Annotated in this window: 12 protein-coding genes and 1 tRNA gene; 6 read left to right on the top strand and 7 right to left on the bottom strand. The window is 54.5% G+C overall.

What is annotated here, in order from left to right; translation table 11 throughout:
* Nucleotides 1-73: 73 nt before the first annotated feature.
* From QGM61_RS13635 to QGM61_RS13620, 4 genes are all read left to right on the top strand, one after another.
* Nucleotides 74-310, top strand: a complete 237-nt coding sequence (locus QGM61_RS13635; protein ID WP_237134519.1) for a hypothetical protein — start codon at nucleotides 74-76, stop codon at nucleotides 308-310.
* A 133-nt stretch (nucleotides 311-443) separates the two neighbouring features.
* Entirely contained in the window at nucleotides 444-3,116 is a 2,673-nt protein-coding gene (locus QGM61_RS13630; RefSeq protein ID WP_281133282.1) for an MHYT domain-containing protein, read from the top strand.
* Nucleotides 3,113-4,138 (top strand): HD domain-containing phosphohydrolase, encoded by a 1,026-nt coding sequence (locus QGM61_RS13625; protein WP_237134521.1) that lies wholly within the window; start codon nucleotides 3,113-3,115, stop codon nucleotides 4,136-4,138. The genes QGM61_RS13630 and QGM61_RS13625 overlap by 4 nt, the downstream gene beginning before the upstream one ends.
* Nucleotides 4,139-4,205: 67 nt before the next feature.
* Nucleotides 4,206-4,282: transfer RNA gene (locus tag QGM61_RS13620), tRNA-Arg, on the top strand.
* A 330-nt stretch (nucleotides 4,283-4,612) separates the two neighbouring features.
* On the opposite strand, the gene QGM61_RS13615 is transcribed toward QGM61_RS13620, so the two are convergent.
* From QGM61_RS13615 to QGM61_RS13590, 6 genes are all read right to left on the bottom strand, one after another.
* Nucleotides 4,613-4,987, bottom strand: coding sequence for a 4a-hydroxytetrahydrobiopterin dehydratase (locus QGM61_RS13615; protein ID WP_237134522.1), 375 nt, complete (start codon nucleotides 4,985-4,987; stop codon nucleotides 4,613-4,615).
* A gap of 96 nt (nucleotides 4,988-5,083) precedes the next feature.
* Nucleotides 5,084-5,734, bottom strand: a complete 651-nt coding sequence (locus QGM61_RS13610; protein WP_281133281.1) for a hypothetical protein — start codon at nucleotides 5,732-5,734, stop codon at nucleotides 5,084-5,086.
* Nucleotides 5,735-5,907: 173 nt separating this feature from the next.
* Nucleotides 5,908-6,507, bottom strand: coding sequence for a trimeric intracellular cation channel family protein (locus QGM61_RS13605; protein ID WP_281133280.1), 600 nt, complete (start codon nucleotides 6,505-6,507; stop codon nucleotides 5,908-5,910).
* A gap of 4 nt (nucleotides 6,508-6,511) precedes the next feature.
* A complete protein-coding gene (locus QGM61_RS13600; RefSeq protein WP_281133279.1) occupies nucleotides 6,512-8,659 on the bottom strand; it encodes an EAL domain-containing protein in 2,148 nt (715 codons plus the stop codon).
* A gap of 5 nt (nucleotides 8,660-8,664) precedes the next feature.
* Nucleotides 8,665-10,989, bottom strand: coding sequence for a PAS domain-containing sensor histidine kinase (locus QGM61_RS13595; protein ID WP_281133278.1), 2,325 nt, complete (start codon nucleotides 10,987-10,989; stop codon nucleotides 8,665-8,667).
* 102 nt (nucleotides 10,990-11,091) lie between these two features.
* Entirely contained in the window at nucleotides 11,092-12,894 is a 1,803-nt protein-coding gene (locus tag QGM61_RS13590) for an exo-alpha-sialidase (protein ID WP_281133277.1), read from the bottom strand.
* A gap of 137 nt (nucleotides 12,895-13,031) precedes the next feature.
* Between QGM61_RS13590 and QGM61_RS13585 the strand changes: the two genes are divergently transcribed.
* A complete protein-coding gene (locus tag QGM61_RS13585; protein WP_281133276.1) occupies nucleotides 13,032-14,057 on the top strand; it encodes a GGDEF domain-containing protein in 1,026 nt (341 codons plus the stop codon).
* Nucleotides 14,058-14,119: 62 nt separating this feature from the next.
* On the opposite strand, the gene QGM61_RS13580 is transcribed toward QGM61_RS13585, so the two are convergent.
* A complete protein-coding gene (locus QGM61_RS13580; protein ID WP_281133275.1) occupies nucleotides 14,120-17,620 on the bottom strand; it encodes a TonB-dependent receptor domain-containing protein in 3,501 nt (1,166 codons plus the stop codon).
* 391 nt (nucleotides 17,621-18,011) lie between these two features.
* Here QGM61_RS13580 and QGM61_RS13575 point away from each other — a divergent pair, with 391 nt between their 5' ends.
* Entirely contained in the window at nucleotides 18,012-18,488 is a 477-nt protein-coding gene (locus QGM61_RS13575) for a hypothetical protein (RefSeq protein WP_281133274.1), read from the top strand.
* Nucleotides 18,489-18,504: the final 16 nt, after the last annotated feature.

The following is an 18,504-nucleotide window of genomic DNA, read 5'->3' as shown; positions in this document are numbered from 1 at the left end:
GCCACAAGCCAGCCACACCGAAATAAATTGGCTTTGCAGCCGTTCTCTTCATGAAAGACAACGTGTAGTAGCGATGAATCTGGAAAATTTTTATATCGTAGCGACTGACCCCGAAGAACCCGCACTTCAGGTCAACATCTCCGGCCCCTATCTGACCCGCAGAGCGGCCCAAGCCGACCTGGAAGCGGCTATTGATGAAGCCAGCGAGCTCGATCCCAGCGCCCGACAGTACCAGTACCGCATTTGCAAACTGGCCTGTCAGAAACCTGGCGTCATACAGCACATGGCCTGCCACGCAGCCGCCCGCTAGCTCGGGATTTACACCCTGCGGAATTCAGACTACTCTGAGCGTTTTTCCTCCAGATTAAACTTTGCGATACGTCTGCCGACGTAATTTTTATAGTATCGTGTGAGTTTTGTTTCTGGATTATCCGGAGCCTGTTTTGCTCAGTCTGTTTTCCATCCCAGCCGATCAGCGGTCACAACTATTGATGGGTCACCATCAATTCGGCCTGATGCTGCTGTCCCTGGTAGTTGCAATACTGGCTTCGGGCTTCGCATTGCAACTCGCCAGCATGAGTCGTAACGCACCCAGTCCAGCCAGTGCGCGCATCGCCCTGCTGTCAGGTGCAGTCACACTCGCCTTCGGCATCTGGGCAATGCATTTCATCGGTATGCTGTCATTCCAGCTGCCAATATCCGTCAGCTACGATCCATTCCTGACGCTCGCCTCCGTCTTACCCGCTTTGCTTGCCTCAGCCATCGCGCTGTCCATCCTTTCCGCTTCACGACAGACGCTGCCCACCATCCTGCTCGGCGGCCTGCTGGTCGGGGCGGGGATTGGCGCAATGCACTACGTCGGCATGTTCGCGATGCGGATGGAGGCAGACCTTCGCTACGATCCACTTCTGTTCGGTGTATCAATCATTGTAGCGGTGGTGATGGCCATGCTGGCACTGTGGCTGCATTACGGCCTGCGCCGACTCTTGAATCTCGCGACCAGCACATCACTGATCCTGGGCGGCATTGGCATGGGCTTTGCCATTACCAGTATGCACTACACCGGAATGCTGGCCGCCCGTTTTGTTGGCCATGAGCAACTGACACTGGGCGTGACGGCAGACAATACACCGCTGGCACTCGGCATTGGCTTTGCCGTGCTGGCACTGACCGTAGTTGTAGCCGCCACGAATGGTGCCCTTCGTTATCGCGACCTATTGAATCAGGTACAGGACAGCGAGGCCCGACTGCTGGCTGATATTGATGAGCGCAAGATACTCGAACAGCATCTGCGCAGCGCACGCGATCAGGCCGAGCGAGCTGCAGAGGCTAAAAGCACCTTTCTTGCCAACATGAGTCACGAGATCCGCACCCCGATGAATGCCATCATCGGCTTCAGCGAATTGCTGCTGGATACGCCCCTGGACGAGCAGCAGTATCGCCATGCCAGAACCGTGCATCGCTCAGCACGCTCGCTATTGCGTCTGCTCAACGACATCCTGGACACCGCTAAACTTGAACGCGGCGCCATTGAGCTGGAAGCTCAGGCATTTTCTTTAAGACAGCTGTGTGAGGACACGGCCGAGGTACTTGCTCTACAGGCAGAACATAAGGGCATCACACTGGAGCTGCAGTACCAGGCGTCCAGCGACGTTTACCTGGGCGACCCGCTGCGTGTCCGACAGGTGCTGCTGAACCTGCTGAGCAATGCAGTCAAATTCACTGAGCAAGGCGGCGTAGTCCTGCTTGTGAGTAGCACGGAAAAAGAAGTGACGCTTTGTGTCATGGATACGGGCATAGGCATTGCTTCAGATCGACTGGAGGCAATATTCGATCCGTTTGCGCAAGCCGATGCGACCATGAGCCGCCGCTTTGGTGGTACCGGCCTCGGCACTACAATCGCTCTGCAACTGGCGCGATTGATGGGCGGCGACATTATGGCCGAGAGCACCCCAGGCACCGGCTCAACGTTCACAATCAAACTACCTCTGCCGAGGGCCAGCCTGCCCGAGGCTGAAGCGCGTAGCTTAGATCGCCAAAGTCAATCATTGCGAGTGCTGGCCGTTGACGACGTTCCTGAGAATCTGGAACTGCTGAAAATTACATTGCGCAATGCCGGGCACGAAGTGGTAACTGCCAGTAATGGCGCAGAGGCTGTTGAAGCGTATAAACAGATTAAATTCGACCTGGTATTGATGGACGTACAGATGCCAGTGATGGACGGTCTGCAGGCCACAAAAGCCATTCGGGAACATGAAAGTGAAACGGGTCAACAGCCCACTGCTGTTATCGCCCTCACCGCCAGCGTCATGGACCGCGATCGCCAGGCAGCCCGCAACGCAGGCATGAACGGGTTCGCTTCCAAACCGCTGGATCGTGCGCAATTGAACGATGAAATCGAAAAAGTAATGGGACTCGGAACTGACGCTGGCCTTAACAACAATCTGCAAGGTCGATCAGCTGAAAAGTTAAACAACGATGTCATTCAGGCCAGCAACAAACCTGAGACGCGTCACTTCAACAGAGAAGCTGCGTGGCAGCGCTGGGGCTCCAATGAAGCACTGGGCAAAGCCTTGCAATCGTTTGTCAGCAACCACCAGTCAGTGAGTAAAATGCTACGGCACCTGCTCCAGCACCGCGATCAAAAAAAGCTCTCGATGCTGCTGCACAAGCTCAAAGGAAGCGCGGGCAATCTTGGACTGGAGACCTTGTCCGCTCTGTGTCACAAGCTGGAATTCTCAGCAGCGCAGTCGGCTCCTGAAGGCGATCAGCAAAAGATCATGGACCAGATTGCAGACGAGCTGGAAAAAGTTGCAACAACGGCGCAGAGCGAAGCCACTACATCACCTGAGGCCGCTGAGAAACCCAAACCAGCCGCTCTGGTTGAAGACTCCCAGAAATCGGGGCCGGACACTGCTACACATCTTGAAGCAATCAGCACGCTTCTCGACGATCTACGTAGGGGCGAGTTGAATGAAAGCAGCGTGCAGCAAGTCACAAAGGGATTAAATGCGTCGCTGCAACGTCAGTTAACTACTGCCCTGGACAACTTTGATTTCGACACAGCCGTTGAAATCCTGAATACCGAAATGAATCAGCACGGTACTGCATCATGACTATCTCTGCCGATCGACCGACTCTGCTTCTGGTTGACGATGAACCCGTCAACTTACAGGTCCTTAGACAGGTTCTGCAGCAGGATTATCGATTACTGTTTGCCCGCGACGGCAGAAAGGCGCTGGAGCTGGCTGAAAGCGAACAGCCTGAGCTTATTCTGCTGGATGTGATGATGCCCGGACTGACCGGTTTCGATACCTGTCGGCAATTGAAGGCCAATTCGCAGACCAAACGAATTCCCGTCATTTTTGTCACCGCGTTGAACGACGAAGCCGACGAAACACAAGGCTTTGACTGTGGCGCTGTGGACTACATCACAAAACCCATCAGCGCGGCTATTGTCCGGGCGCGTGTAAAGACTCATTTATCACTGGTACACACCAATGAACTGCGCGAGACACGCCTGCAGATCGTGCAGCGACTGGGCCTGGCAGCCGAGTACAAAGACAACGAAACCGGCCTGCACGTCATCCGCATGAGCCACTTCTCCCGAGTGCTGGCCAGAGCGGCTGGCTTCTCTGAGGCGGCACAGGAAGAGCTGCTGCACGCTGCCCCCATGCATGACATCGGCAAAATCGGCATACCTGACGCTATTCTGGCCAAACCAGGCAAACTGGACGCAACCGAGTGGGACGTCATGAAACAGCACCCCGTTATTGGCGCCCACATTATTGGCGAACAATCCACCGGTCTGCTGCACACAGCGCGTCAGATCGCCCTTTATCATCATGAAAAATGGGACGGATCAGGATATCCACACGGCCTGAAAGGCGAAGAAATACCCGTCGAAGCTCGTATCGTTGCGATTGCGGATGTGTTCGACGCACTCGTCAGCGCCCGCCCCTACAAACCAGCCTGGCCAGTGGAAAAAGCCGTCGCGCTGATTCGCGAAGAAGCTGGACGGCACTTCGACCCCGAGCTGGTCGAGCTGTTCCTGCAGCAGCTACCGGAACTCCTGGAGATAAAAGAGCGCTGGGCCGAACCGGAAACACCTGAGCCAGCCGCCGCCTCCTCCATGTAGGCCAACGCGCCCGAACTCCATGTTATACTTCGCCCGCTATCGAATATCCGCCGACCAAACCGAACTCGCCCCGGTGGCACAGCTGGATAGCGCGGCCCCCTCCTAAGGGGCAGGTCGCAGGTTCGAATCCTGCCCGGGGCACCAAATAAAAACGGGTCATCCATTTGGATGGCCCGTTTTTGTTTGTGCTCTGGGTAGCAGACGAGAACCTGCCGGTTCGACAAAATTGTCTGGAACAATTTTGGACGCAATCGTATGCGCCCGGAAGGTGAGGCCCAGGGATGGGCCGAATCACAAAATTGTCTGGAACAATTTTGGACGCAATCGTATGCGCCCGGAGGGTGAGGCCCAGGGATGGGCCGAATCACAAAATTGTCAGGAACAATTTTGGACGGCTGCAAGCCGCCCGAAGGGCGAGCACCAAGGATGGTGCGAGTCAATCCTGCCTTGGCAATAAACTCATTTACAGCCTGCTTAAGTCCCCTCTCCGCCCGAATAAACCAAATCAGTCTTGGCAGCCATAATATAATCATTCCGGCGCAAGCCACCAGCAGTGTGCGTCCACCAGGACACAGTCACCCTGCCCCACTCTATCAGCAGCGAAGGATGATGGTTTTCTTTCTCTGAGATATCTTTTACGTAGTTAGCGAACTGAATCGCCTCTACAAAATTCCCGAATCGGTAGGTTTTGACGAGCTTTCGGACGCCTGACTCAGGCTCCCTGCTCCAGCCGGACAGGTCACCGAATAGTTTATCCTCTTCAGTCAGGTCCATCTCTTCCGTCTGGCGTTCACAGGGCTCGCACTTCTGGCGGCCAAGATCACTATCCTTATCATTACCAGTCATCATGTCTACTACCCCTATTGGGCTTGCGATTCATTTACTGACAATACCTAAGGGCTATGCTGCCCAACGCCAAGGGGCGCCGGGCAGCAGTGTTGAAGCTTATGAATTATTGATCGTAGCGATGTTCTCGGCCACAAACAAATGATCTTCGAACATTTCCTCAGTCATCGTGCCGCTGATGACAACTTCATCGCCAACATCGAGCTGAAGATAACCCACATTATCCAGAGCGTCATAACCCAGCTCGTCAACTTCGACGATCATCAAACGACCGTCAGAGTTCAGGACAATTTCCTCCTCCAGAGGCTCAACCGCAGTGATGGTGCCCTGAATGGTCGCGTCACCATCCATGATCGGGTCTACGACAGTAACAATGGGGTCAAAGAAGGCAAATGACTCCTCATCAACTGGGCTGGCGTAAAAATAGGAGTTTATAGACTCAACGTAAACGCTACTTGCCTCGATTGTGGTCATCTCAAAGAAATCGTCATCAATCAGGCCATTGACCACTACTTTGTCGCCTTCCATCAACTTGTACCCATCTGCATCACGATCACCATCATCCATTTCTACTGTGACAGAAGCGCGCCCATAGTCCAGCAGAAATGAGTCTGCAGTGATTGACTCGACCGTGCCACTCAGGCTGATCCAGGTGTCGTCTGGCTGCAGATAAGGGGATTGTGATTGGGCTGCAGCTGCAGCAGAAAACATAAGGGCACTAACAGCACTCATTAGCTTAAAATTTTTCATGACAACCTCCTATCGTCTATAAACGATTATTGGAACTAATGGTTTGTCAATAAAAATCCTTACAAGAAATATTCTCATTGTCAAATCTTCGAAAAATTCTGTTACAACTCGAATGTGCCCAGCTGCCCTCCCGCTTCTTCCTGGAACAAAACGATGAATTACTGGTCTAAAGTCTAGCGAAACGTAGGCAAATGCAGATCCCAGCGTAGCGCTGCTATACGAAGCACAACTACCAGCGCCCCCCCGACCAGAAACGCGATCTGCTGCGACACACCAATCGCCTGCAAAATCAGATACAGACTTACGCCAGCAATGGCAGCTGATGCATAAATCTCACGCTGCAGAATTAATGGTATGCGCGCTGTTACCACGTCACGCAGAACACCGCCGGCCACTCCGGTCATAGTGCCCATCAACACAACGATCAAGGCTGGCACCGCCGCTGATTCTGCAAGCCTGGCGCCCGACATTGCAAACAGCGCCAGTCCAAAAGCGTCAGCAACACGCAGACTCATTACCGGCGGCGGACGAAATCTTACATAGGCAACGGTCAGCAATGCCGAAAAAATGATGACCAGCAGATAACTGATATCCGCGATCCAGAAGATAGGGTGCCGATCAAGCAGGACGTCCCGCAGGGTGCCGCCACCCACCGCCGTCATGGCGGCGACAACGATGACACCCAGAATGTCCAGCGCGCGATCGCGGGCCGCCAGTACACCGCTGACAGCAAATACGGCAATTCCAACAAGGTCCAGTATGTAGAATAACACCTGACTACTCGCGACTCATGACCCGCGCCGTTTCAGAAGCGCGCAACACCAGCTCCTGAACCGAATCGGCGCCATCCATCACCGCCCACCCCACCGTGTAGTCAATGGTGTGTTCCTGTGCGCTGACTCGATGATGCATGGCTACCCGGGCCAGCAGGCGATGATGGTCAGGTGGTGATACATCCACCATCAGTACCACAAAATCATCGTCACCATAGCGGGCAATCAGATCAGACTTGCGGAATGTCTCCTTGAGGACACGACGAAAATCCAGCAACGCGCGATCGCCAGCCGCCGGACCATGATCTTCATTGAATTTCTTGAAGTTCACCAGGTCAAACAAAAACAGACTCGCATGTGTGCCGGCATCCTGAGCCAGCGCCAGCACATCGCGTGCCCGAATATTAAAACCGCGTCGATTCAGCAGACCGGTCAGCGTGTCACTGTGTGCCACATAATCCGACGTCAGTTCATTCTCAAGCATCTGCGCCAAACGTTCCAGTTTCCACTTGCCGCCGTCGCTGAGTGTGCGTGGTTTTCGATCAATCAGACACAGTGTACCCAGCCGGACACCGCTGCCGGCATGGATTGGACTGCCCGCATAAAAACGTATATGGGGCTCTCCCGTTACCAGCGCCGTGCTCCGAAAACGTTCGTCTGCTGTGGCATCGGGAACCATCATCACCTCATCGTCGCTGATGGCGTGCGAGCAAAACGATACACTGCGGGGTGTTTCACGTGTTTCCAGCCCGTGTGACGACTTGAACCACTGCCGCTCGCTGTCTACCAGGCTGAACAAGGCTATCGGCACATCAAACAAGCGCGCAGCCAGAGCAGTCACTCTGTCTATTCTTTCATCTTCCTCGGTGTCCAGTAACTTTAGCGACCGCAGAACCTGCAAACGATAGGCTTCATCTTCATTGCGCCCTGCCCGCAGCCAGTCCAGTACCGCATCCCCGGGCATGGGCCTGGCGATATGAAAACCCTGCGCCAGGTCACAACCCATATTGCGCAGGTACTCAAGTGTTGCCGCCGTCTCAATTCCTTCTGCCGACGTGTACAGCCCCAGCCCATGTCCCAGTTCGATAATGGCCTTGATGACAGTTCGTGACTCTTTGGAACTGGCAGCTGTCATCACAAAGGACTTGTCAATTTTTATTTCAGAGAACGGCAAGCGAGCCAATTGGACCATTGAAGAATAGCCCGTGCCAAAGTCATCAATCGACAGGTGAAAACCCTTCATGCGTAACCGGGTAAGCACATCCAGAGAGCTTACCGGATCGTCCATGGCGCAGGTTTCGGTCAGTTCCAGAATTATTCGCTCGGGTGCAATACCCAGACTCTGGCAATAATCGTCCATTTGTTCAAACAACTTCAGATTACCCAGGGAACTGGCAGAAATATTGAGAGACAGCGTAACGTTCTTCAGGCGTCGGCGCAGGTAATCATTGTCAGCCGTTTTTTCCAGCGTGCCAGGCAGTGCAGCCAGCCAGCTGAGCGCCTGCTGCATGACCGTCTCGGTCAGTTCATCAATAAGACCATGTTGCTCAGCCAGTGGAATAAACTCATTTGGACCTACTGTTCCACGATCTGGGTGCTGCCAGCGCGCCAGTGCTTCAAATCCCGCCAGCGTGCTGTTGCGGCAATTCACCTTGGGCTGATAAACCACGGTAATCTGGCCCTGGGAAATGGCCTGACGCAGTTCGTCCACGTCGACCTGATTCTCCTGAGCACCCTGATCGCTCACGGTTTCATTATTCTCATACCAGCCATGGCGTTTTGGAGCCTTCAGGAAAGACTTAAGACTGGCGGCAGAGAACGGTTTGGGAAGCACACCCGCGATATGCAAGCCATGCTCTGAGGCAGACCGGGCTGCGGCCTCCAGCACTCGCCCGCCTACACCACTGGTGATCACTATATCCGCATCGCAGCCCATACGCGCGAGTTCGACCATGACCTGAACGCCGTCCATATCTGGCATCACAAGATCCAGAGCAATATAGTCAGGCGCCCAATCCTGCACCATCTCGAAGAACTCACCGGGACTGTCCGTGCTTCGGGTCTCGACCCCTGCTGAGCTGGCGATGGTCACGATGGTTTTCGCAGTCAGCGGATCGTCGTCGAGAATCAGTAATCGGATACTTTTAGTCACAACTGCTAATCCTCTGAGCTAGTTAGCCCTGCGAGCTTTTGCGCCAGATCGGCGCGCCGCCAGGGCTTGCTCAAAAATAATGTTCCTGCAGGCAGGTGTCCCGGGGACCCAGACTCCTGATCGAACGCATCCTCAGTATAACCAGAGGTAAACATCACGGGCAGATCTGCTTGAATCATGGTTGCCTCTCTTGCCAGCTGGGGACCGTTCATCCCATCAGACATTCTGACATCAGTGAAAAGCAGATCTACGGGTTTATTTGCGGTCACTCGCTGCCTCAACACGTCCAGCGCCTGTTCACCATGATTGGCCGACAAAACCTGATAACCAAGTTCGCGAAACTGACGCTCGGCGTACTGCAGGACCAGCTCGTCATCCTCAACAACCAGCACGACCGGTTTACGTTCCGCTACTTTAGGTGAGTTACAACTTTGTAGCCTTTTCTGCTGTTGGTCAAGACCAATTGCATCAATATCTGCTACCGGTAACAGCAAGTGAATCACGGTACCCACCCCGGGGCTGGACTGAATGTCCAGATATCCCCCGGATTGCTTTACAAATCCGTAGACCATACTCAGCCCCAAACCTGAACCCTCGCCATTTCGCTTGGTTGTAAAAAATGGATCGAGCGCATGGCGCCTTACATCCTCTGTCATACCCTGACCATCATCCTCAACCGCTATTGCCACCCAATTCTCTGCATCAAGTTCTTTTTTTACCAAAGTCATTGATTCCGCACTGGCAGAGCTGGCAACGATCCTGATACACCCATTGTCAGCTATCGCGTCGCGGGCATTCAGACATAAGTTGAGCAGAGCATGTTCAAGCTGGCCGGGATCTATCATTACCGCTGGTATTTTATCCTTAATGACCAGCTCTAACTTGACGCGAGCGGGGATCACTCGCCGGACCAGTGGTTGAATACTGTTGATCAGATCCACCACATCCGTGGCCTGAGGCTCCAGGGATTGACGGCGCGCGAATGCCAGCAATCGCTGCACCAGAGCTTCAGCTTTCTCACTGGCCTGACGAATCATGTCACTCATATCGGCCAGTTCCGGATTATCTTTGAGCGCTTCAGTCAGCAGCTCGTTATTACCCTGAATCACGGTCAGCAGATTGTTGAAATCATGCGCCATACCGCCGGTCAGTTCACCCACTGTCTGCAGGCGCTGCGCGTGACCCAACTGTTCGGCCATTTCATTGCGCTCTGTCACATCGCTCATACCGCCAACAAGGCGCAATGCCTGACCACTCTGATCCCGCACAACGCGTGCGTGCTCCTCAATCTCCGCAATGCTGCCGTCCTGACGTATGAACCGATAGTTCATCATCAATTCTTCCGTATCACCGCGAATGGCACCCCACAGTGTGTCGAGTATTCTGTCACGGTCTTCAGGATGCACGTGCGAGGTCCACACAGTGGGATCGCTCATCATGTCTTCACGTTCATAACCGAACAGCGTATTGACACCCTGATTCCACCAGATGACGTTATTGACAATATCCCAGTCGGAGATGGCATCAACAGTTGTACTGGCGACATGTTCAAAACGTTCGGCAAGCCGGTAGAGATCATCTATATCGATGGCCGAACCACACCACTTGATGATCCGTCCGTCCGCATCTTTCACTGGCGTACCCTGCACCAATAACCATCGCCACTTACCGTCGTGTCGCTGTACGCGAACCTCCAGTTCATACTCCTTGCCCTCTGCAATGACTTCCGGCCACTTTGCGATGACAAGGGGTTTATCGTCGGGATGAACGCTGCCAAGCCAGCCAGCGTGGTTGATCAGATCTTCTCGCTGGCGACCGGTGGAGCGTGCAAAGGCCCGATTCACAAAATCGATGCCACCTTCTGCGGTAGCAGTCCATATGGTCTGCGGAATGGCATCGGCAAACAGTTGAAACTGTGAGCTGTACTGAAATGGTGAGAGTGGGTTGTCCGGAGATGGCGTCAACTTTTTCAGGTTGCGATATTCCCTGCGCCACTGATGTTTTTCCATACGACTGCGCCGCAGACGAATTATGACGTATGATGTCAGCGCTGTCAGGGCTACTAGCTCGGTGATGGACATCAGACGATTGGTCAGCCAGTAGCGCATCGGCAGGCCTTCTGGCGACAACCAGATACCCAGCACAGTCAGTGCGATCGACAGACCGGCCAGCGTCCACATGAATCTGAGGCTACCAGTAAAAGCAGCCAGTAGCACGCCAATCAGATACAGATCACCGTGCGCAAATCCCAACGGTGTCTGGGAGTCCAGCCCAAATACCGCAATCAGACTTAGCACGCTGGCAATCTGCAACGGCCGTATTTTGATCAATTTCTAACACCTGCCTTCCCGGCACGTGCTTCTGCTGCACGTAATCGGATACCAGACTATCTGTCCAGCATCCTAACACGTGTCGTGCAAGTGACTGTAGCCCTAGAGTGGCAGCGCCAGATAGCGGTTGAAGCCTGATCCGCCCTGCGATCCAGCGTCATAGACAAAGCCGTAGACAGCCTGCTCACTGCCTTGACGATGCACCGAACCACGCAGCCAGCCAGCGTCGACTCCCTCAACTATAGGCTCTGGCGCACTCCACTCCCCAGGCTGTGATGATCGCGTGTGGTAGATGTCCCGGCTTGTCTCATCGATAAAAATCAGATGCAGGGTGCCTTCATGTTGTATCACATCAGCACCGACCTGGTCGGAATCAACTGCGCCGCTGACAACAGCCCGCTCAGTCACGCGAACGGCAGGACCCAGATCTTGTAATGCTGACAGACGTCGTTCGTACAACAGCCCAGAACTCTCGCGATAAACGATAACAACGTCACCATCAGGCATCGCGACCAGCGGCAGGATGGCACCAACGTCCCGCTCACGCGTGCCGATCTGATCTGAAAGCCGCTGCGGCACCGATAGTTGCCCCTGGCTATCCAGTACGCGGACAAAAGCCCGCCCATCGGTAGACGTATATCCCAGGACCACTGAATCGCTGGCAGTAGTCAGCAAGACCGCACCCGAGAACACAGGCATACCGACAGCGTCGGGATTGACGGGGTTGGCTGGCTGCCATTCTCCTGTCGACGAGCGCACCTGCCAGTAGAGCCCAGTGGCGCTTCCGTACACCGCCACCAGGCTGCCGTCACTGCGGGCGACAACATCTGCGACCTGCGTCGGTGGCTCAGACGGCTGAGCAATGGTTTCGGTGGTCACTACCCAGGCGTCAGGCTGAGCCAGGCCATCGCTCATCTCAAAGGCATGATGAACAACTTCATCACTGGTCTGATGAATAATGTGGATGGTGTTGCCGACCTGCACGGAACCAACACCCTCCAGATCGCCCAACGACGGCCGTGAGTCGCCGTCCACTTCGAACCAGCTGCGACCGTCATCGACCGACTTGACCATCATGAAGCGATTGTCTGTTTCGGATGGTTCCATAATGAAATATAGGTGCCCCGTTGCAGACTGGTATGGTCCAAGACGTGCCGGGGTCTCTACAAAGGTACCGCCTAAATGACCGGCCCTGGAGCGAAGTATGACCGGCGCGGGCTGCCTGCCTCCCAGCACCTGCCCCATGCCGTCCACAAGTCTGAACTCAAAACGCTCTTCATCCTCTGCAAAGCTGGGTCCGTCGGAAAAGCGACGAATGACCAGTGGCCACTCCCATTCCAGCGCGTCACCTGTTGTACGCCAGACCGGCGTCACGGCAGTTGCACTCAATGCAATTGCTTCATCCCATTGAAGCTCAGGCTCGCCCAACAAGCGCTCAGTCTCCTCACCAGCCTGATAGGCAGTCGCTGACAGGGTAGAGACCATGGGTGTGGCAAACGCCGGGTAGGGAAACTCAGCCATGCCAACTGGCAACCACTGACCATTGCCTCTTCGATACTGGAGTCTCAACTCGTGACCATGATCCGGAGCTGTTTTTGCGACTGTCTGTACTCGCAGACGAAAAGGATAATCGTAAAAAAGCTCAGCCGGTTGATTCTCTGCCGCAGCCCAGCCTGTAGCGCTGTTGAGAGGTGTATCAAAATCAATTCGGTAACGGGAGGCCAGAACACGCAGCTCAGCAGATGGCTCGTCTACTGTCGATTGGGAAGATGAGTACTGACAACTGTTTATGCCAATCGCGCACACCAGAGCAAGAACCATATGAGCCAGCTGTCGGGGCAGTTTTCTGACTTCTCCGTGAGCTCGACGAACTGGCTTCAATGTCGCAGCTGTCCTTTTGATCATAATCACCACAAATGCTCCTGCCCCAAAAATATGGCTGGCAATGCTAGCAAAGACCACATGACGAATTCGTGACGGAGGCAGACTCATCAACTCAATGTGTTACATTACAGAATTATTCGACATGCAGTAGATTTATTATGTTGAAACAGACAGGACGTTTCACTGGCGCCAGCCGTCACCAGGCTCGCCTGATCTATGTTGTGCTGACATTGATGACTCTCTACTTCGGCGTGATCGGGACGCTCAACGTAGTGGTCTTCCAGGACTATCTTGTCGCCGCTCTCGACTACGCTGGCGCGGTCGCAGTGACAGCTGTGCTTGTGTATTTTCACCGCAGTACACAACTCGCAGTGGCTTCCTGGCTGGTTGTCGGGGTATTGATTGCCGTGCTGCTCAGCTTCGTACATATGGCCGATGGACGAGCCTATTCGCTGATGTGGGTGACACTGCTGCCGCCTGTCACCTTTTTTCTTCTTGGTCGTCATGCCGGTGCGTGGATATGCGGATTGATATTCACGTATGTCTGCACCTTTGTGTATCTGCGATTGCCTTACTGGCCGCCTGCCGAAGTGACTATTGGCAGCCTTCTGAACATTATCGAGGTATTGACCGCGCACTGGTTCCTGTTTCGCCTGTATGAGAGATCACGCGCTGAAGCCTTCGCGGAGCTCGAGCACCTATCCACGACCGACCCGCTGACCGGCCTCTTGAACAGAAGCCGACTGGACTCTGTGCTGCAAGAGGAAATCAATCGACATCAACGCAGCGGACAGCCTCTGTCGGTAGTGCTTTGTGATCTTGATCATTTTAAACGCATCAACGACAACTACGGACACCTGACAGGTGATCAGGTGCTTATCGAAACAGCTGCCCTAATCCGCGAAAGCATGCGAAAAACTGACCACAGTGGTCGTTGGGGTGGCGAAGAATTTCTCTTGATCTGCCCGGACACCAGCACTGACGCCACGCACACGATCATAGACAAGCTGCGCAGGGCTACGGCAGGCGCTTCCCTGCCACACGCTTTGCAGATCAGTCTCAGCTTTGGGATCGCGACCTGGCGTGCATCCGAATCCAGCGACCAGTTGCTGAAGCGCGCAGACGACGCACTCTATGAAGCAAAGCGCAGCGGGCGCGACCGTATAGTTCTTGCCCCGCAATGAAAAAGGCCCGTCGCAACGGGCCTTTTTTTACTTCACACACCTGGCTGTGTCACTTACACCGATTAGAACTGCAGCAGTGCACGTGCATACAGGCGACGACCGCGACCATCGAACACACCGGCATCATAATTGATGGCACCTGACTCTCGATATGGCAGTGGTGCATTGAAGGCATCGAGCATACCAACAGTGAAGATGGTGGTTCCCAGGTTCTGGTTGGCCCACTCGTGGGTGTAGTTGTACTGCAGATCAACACTGCTGTAGCTACCAATCGTACGGCGCATGACAGCACGAACCTGATCATTGGCAGTAGCAAAGGTGTTGTCGTAAGCCAGGTCCTCATAAGATCCGATAAACCGGGTGATGATCGACACACCATGGTTGGCGCTGTTGTTCATCCAGCTAAGAGCCACATTTCCTTTGTGGTCTGGCAGCGAACGAACCAGGTTGCCGTCGCCAGTTGTACCTGCAGCGTCAAATACACCTGTCTCCAACAGACCCAGTTCCAGACCGGGCACATCTTTCAGTGTGTACTGATTGACAAAGGTGTAGTCCATACCCACGCGGAAACGACCCCAGTCATTGGTCCAGGAGTAGCTGGCCTTGAAGTCAACACCGTCAGAGATGATGGTGCCGGCATTGATGGTCGACAGTTGCGTTGTTGTCAGCGCGCCTGTGGACACACCGAATGTACGCACGACGCCCTCAATCTGGTACGCGGCCGGGTTAACTACGCAGTCCAGACGCGAGCCGGCCTTGACGTCGGTAAAGCCCGTCTGACCACCCGGATTGCCCTGGGTGTTCGGGTCTGTACCCCACTGGGCAGCCAGCGCCACAGGATCACAAGGTGTCAGCTGTTCCAGGTTAGCCCAGGGACCAGTGCGGCCGGAGGGGATGGTTCCGTTAAGTACATAGTTCTTCGGATCGGCTGCGGCCTGCTTGAACAACTCCAGCTCGTCAGCAATCGCCGAGATACCCGGTTGTGGCAGTACCTTGTCGGTCAACTCGAAACGCCAGAAGTCGGTGGTTACACTGAGTCCTTCCAGCGCACCGCCTGGCGTCCAGATAAAGCCGGCACTGAAGGTGTCCGCGTACTCATTACCAACATCCGGAGCAGGGCCACCCAGGGTGTAGGTAAAGTTGGGCAGCGCATGTTCATTGCTGACCGGCAACAGGCCCGCCCGCACCGCCTGGTTACGCAGCGGGTCACGGAAGGTATTGCTTGAAGACTCCAGACCCTCTTCCACGATTCCCACGTTAGGGGCACGGAAAGACTGGGAGAACGAGCCTCTCAGCAACAGGGAGTCCAGTGGTCGCCAGCTGGCTGCAATTTTTGGCGTGATTTCGCTGCCGATATTGCCGCCGTAGTCTTCATATCGAAGCGCGATCTGAGTTTCGACATTTTCGATCACAGGCAGCGACAGTTCGGCAAACACAGCAGAAACGTTTCTGTCGTTACTGTAGTTGAAGATACATTCCGAACACTCAAAGTTGTTACTTACATAATGCGTGGTATTGGGCTGGCCGTTTCGGCCCCACTCAAGAATCGCGTTTGCCAAGCCTGGCTGGTTCATCAGCGGCGCATTCGACTTGTTGTTCTGCATACGGTACTGACCACCCACCGCGAACTGGGACATACCGCCGCTCATCTGCACCAGGTCACCGGTCAGCACGGCGTCAATCACACCCAGTTTATTGCGTTTGTCGGCACGCTTGATGGTCGGGTTCATCCAATCCATCAACTCATCACTGTTGGCCAGTGCTGGGTTGGTCATGGAGGTCAGGAAGGGGTTGTAGAACATACAACCATCTTTGCCCTGGTTATTACTGGTCAGAGCCAGCGAGAGACTTTCACGCGTGGTGAAGACGAAGCCCGGGAAAAATGTCTGCGTGTAGCCTTTATAATAGGCCTGGTTACTGACATTCCACATGGTCGGTATAGCGCCGCCGAAGGGGCCTGGCTCATCACGGAAGTTGAAAGTGGATATACCATTCGGCGTACAGTTGGGGCCGCCCAGGCCATTCACAGCCAACTCGGCACGATCACGCTGGAAAGTCTGATACTCCTGTTCGAAGCTGGTGCCGCTCCAGGAATAGCTGACGTCGTAGTTGAAGCGCCGGTCGTTCATGGCATAAAACTCGCCTTTCACACCAGCCTGCACACCCAGCGTATGGGTCTCAGTGATGTTGGAATTGCCGCCCATACGTGGCGTGTTGCCGCGTTGCACGCTGGCGTAGAACGGCACATTCAGACCGCCATTGGCCAGGGCATTGGGTGCATTCGGGATGCTGGTCGGACGGGTCAGGCCAGCTTTCCCTGCATAGTAGCCAAGCTCTGCCGTCATACCGATGGCATATCCACCAAACGCCGGATTGCCGGCATGAGAGCCTGGGGCCGCCAGAAAGACTGTCGGACCACGCGACCCATTAGCACCTGAGTCAGAACGCTCAATGGTGGTATCGGAATACTGGAAGAATGAATAGAACTCTGCTTTGTCACTGAACACGTGGTTAAAGGCACCGGCAATGCTGTCACGCTCGGAACCAACCTGCAGGAACTCCCAGTCGTCAGTGAACTCGCGGCAGGTGCCACTGTTTGAGCCGCGACGATCCGTTCGCGTACCGGTAAAGAAGGGAGTGCCATCAGCAGAAGTCAGGTCATCGCACAGGGGGTCGGTAAGCACAGTATTGGAGCTGCCGCCCTCGGCGATGTTGCGCTGGGTGATTGCCTGGTTCAGGTAAGCGGTATTGATGCGCGAACCAAATGCAGGGTTGGCCATGGTGGCACTGATGTTGCCAGCCATTGAACCGACCACACCTGTGTATTCGACGTGCTCATTGTAGAAACGTCCATATTTTACTGGCACTGGATCACGTCGGAAGACTTCGCCTGAAATCACAAAGTGGGTATCGCCGCTATCACTGGCCCAACCCCAGATCGCACTACCCGTGCGGTCCTGACGATTGGTGGCGCTGTCCAGAGCTTGCACATCACCGTAAATCTCCAGGCCTTCGAACTCGGTTCGCATGATGACGTTGACCACACCTGCTACGGCATCCGAACCGTAGAGTGCCGAGCCACCATCAGTCAGAACCTCTACCCGCTCAACCATGACCAGCGGGATCGTATTGATATCGACGAACTCGCCACCGCTGCGGGTAACGGTAGCTGCGGATACCTGGCGCTTGCCGTTGACCAGTGTCAGTGTTGAGTTTTCACCCAGGTTGCGCAGGTTGACGTTGGCGGTACCGGACAGTGCCTGACCCTCGCCCGCGCCTTCGTTGGTAAATGAACCTGAGTTAATCTCCAGATTCTTGATGACATCCCAGACCTGGGCCGCGCCCTGGGCTTCGATGGAGGTACGATCTACAGTGGTGACGGGGGAAGGCGCATCGAGTGGGCTGCCACGCAGGTAGGAGCCGGTGACAATAACTTCTTCTACTTCGACTTCGCTATTCTGGCTGTTCTGGGTCTGAGCCATGACAGGCAGGCAGGTAGCCCCCGACACGACACCGATCATTAAAGCCAGGGACTTCTTACGGAAACCAGGCGATTTTGCCATGGAATATCTCCCTGTGATTCTTATTTTGGGAGGCGTGACTGCTGCTTAACGCCGCTTTAGCTCTAGCAATTCGGCACTACTACTGCACCATAACGGCGCCGGAAAATAGAGAGAATTACGTCAAACTGCGATCGATTGTAGCTAGCAGTTACAAGAAATAGAAGAGATTTATAGCATCGACGTTAAAAATTCATGAGTTCTATAAAAAGTCTTTGCACGTCACGACCTTAGGATACTAAGCAACTGTTTTAAAAGATTAAAATAGTCGACCTGGCTGTGGTTGAGATCGATAGCTTTACAGGCGAGACCGGTGCATGGGTGTCACATATCGATTTACCGGGTTTTGGGCTATGATGCGCGTTTCGAAAATAGAGCCCGAGAACCATCGATCATGAAGCGAAGTCTCATTTCATCTGCGCTGGCCGCCAGCCTGGTCGCTTTAACAGCGTTGCAAACTGCCAGCGCACAATTGTTCCCACGCGGTAATGGTCTGGCACTGGCCGACGTTGACCGCTTTGACATGTATGTCCAGATTCTGGACTGGGTTGATATCGAGCAGGACCAAACAACTTTCCGTCTGTCGACACTGAAAGAGTTTGAGGAGCAGCTTGCTGAGGCGGGCATTCGTCGCCAGGCAGCCAGCCGCGACTATCTGGTCTGCGCCCTGCAGGCCCGCCAGCAGGACAACGAGGTGACCTACTCGACCTCACTGGAATACTGGCAACTGGAGTCAACGGGCCCCCACAGGCTGATCTGGCAACAGAGTCGACTGGCCGACAGCCCGGCGCGACGATTCGATGCAGAGCGCGTGGCGGCAGACTGTGCCGGTGTGCTCATCGCTGAATGGCAGCGCTGGAACAACACCTGACGCACAGATGACTCTG

Origin of the sequence: Pseudohongiella sp. SYSU M77423 (assembly GCF_029911965.1) — a bacterium.
In the GTDB taxonomy this organism is placed as follows: Bacteria; Pseudomonadota; Gammaproteobacteria; order Pseudomonadales; family Pseudohongiellaceae; genus Pseudohongiella.
This window is presented reverse-complemented; position numbering and strand designations above follow the sequence as displayed.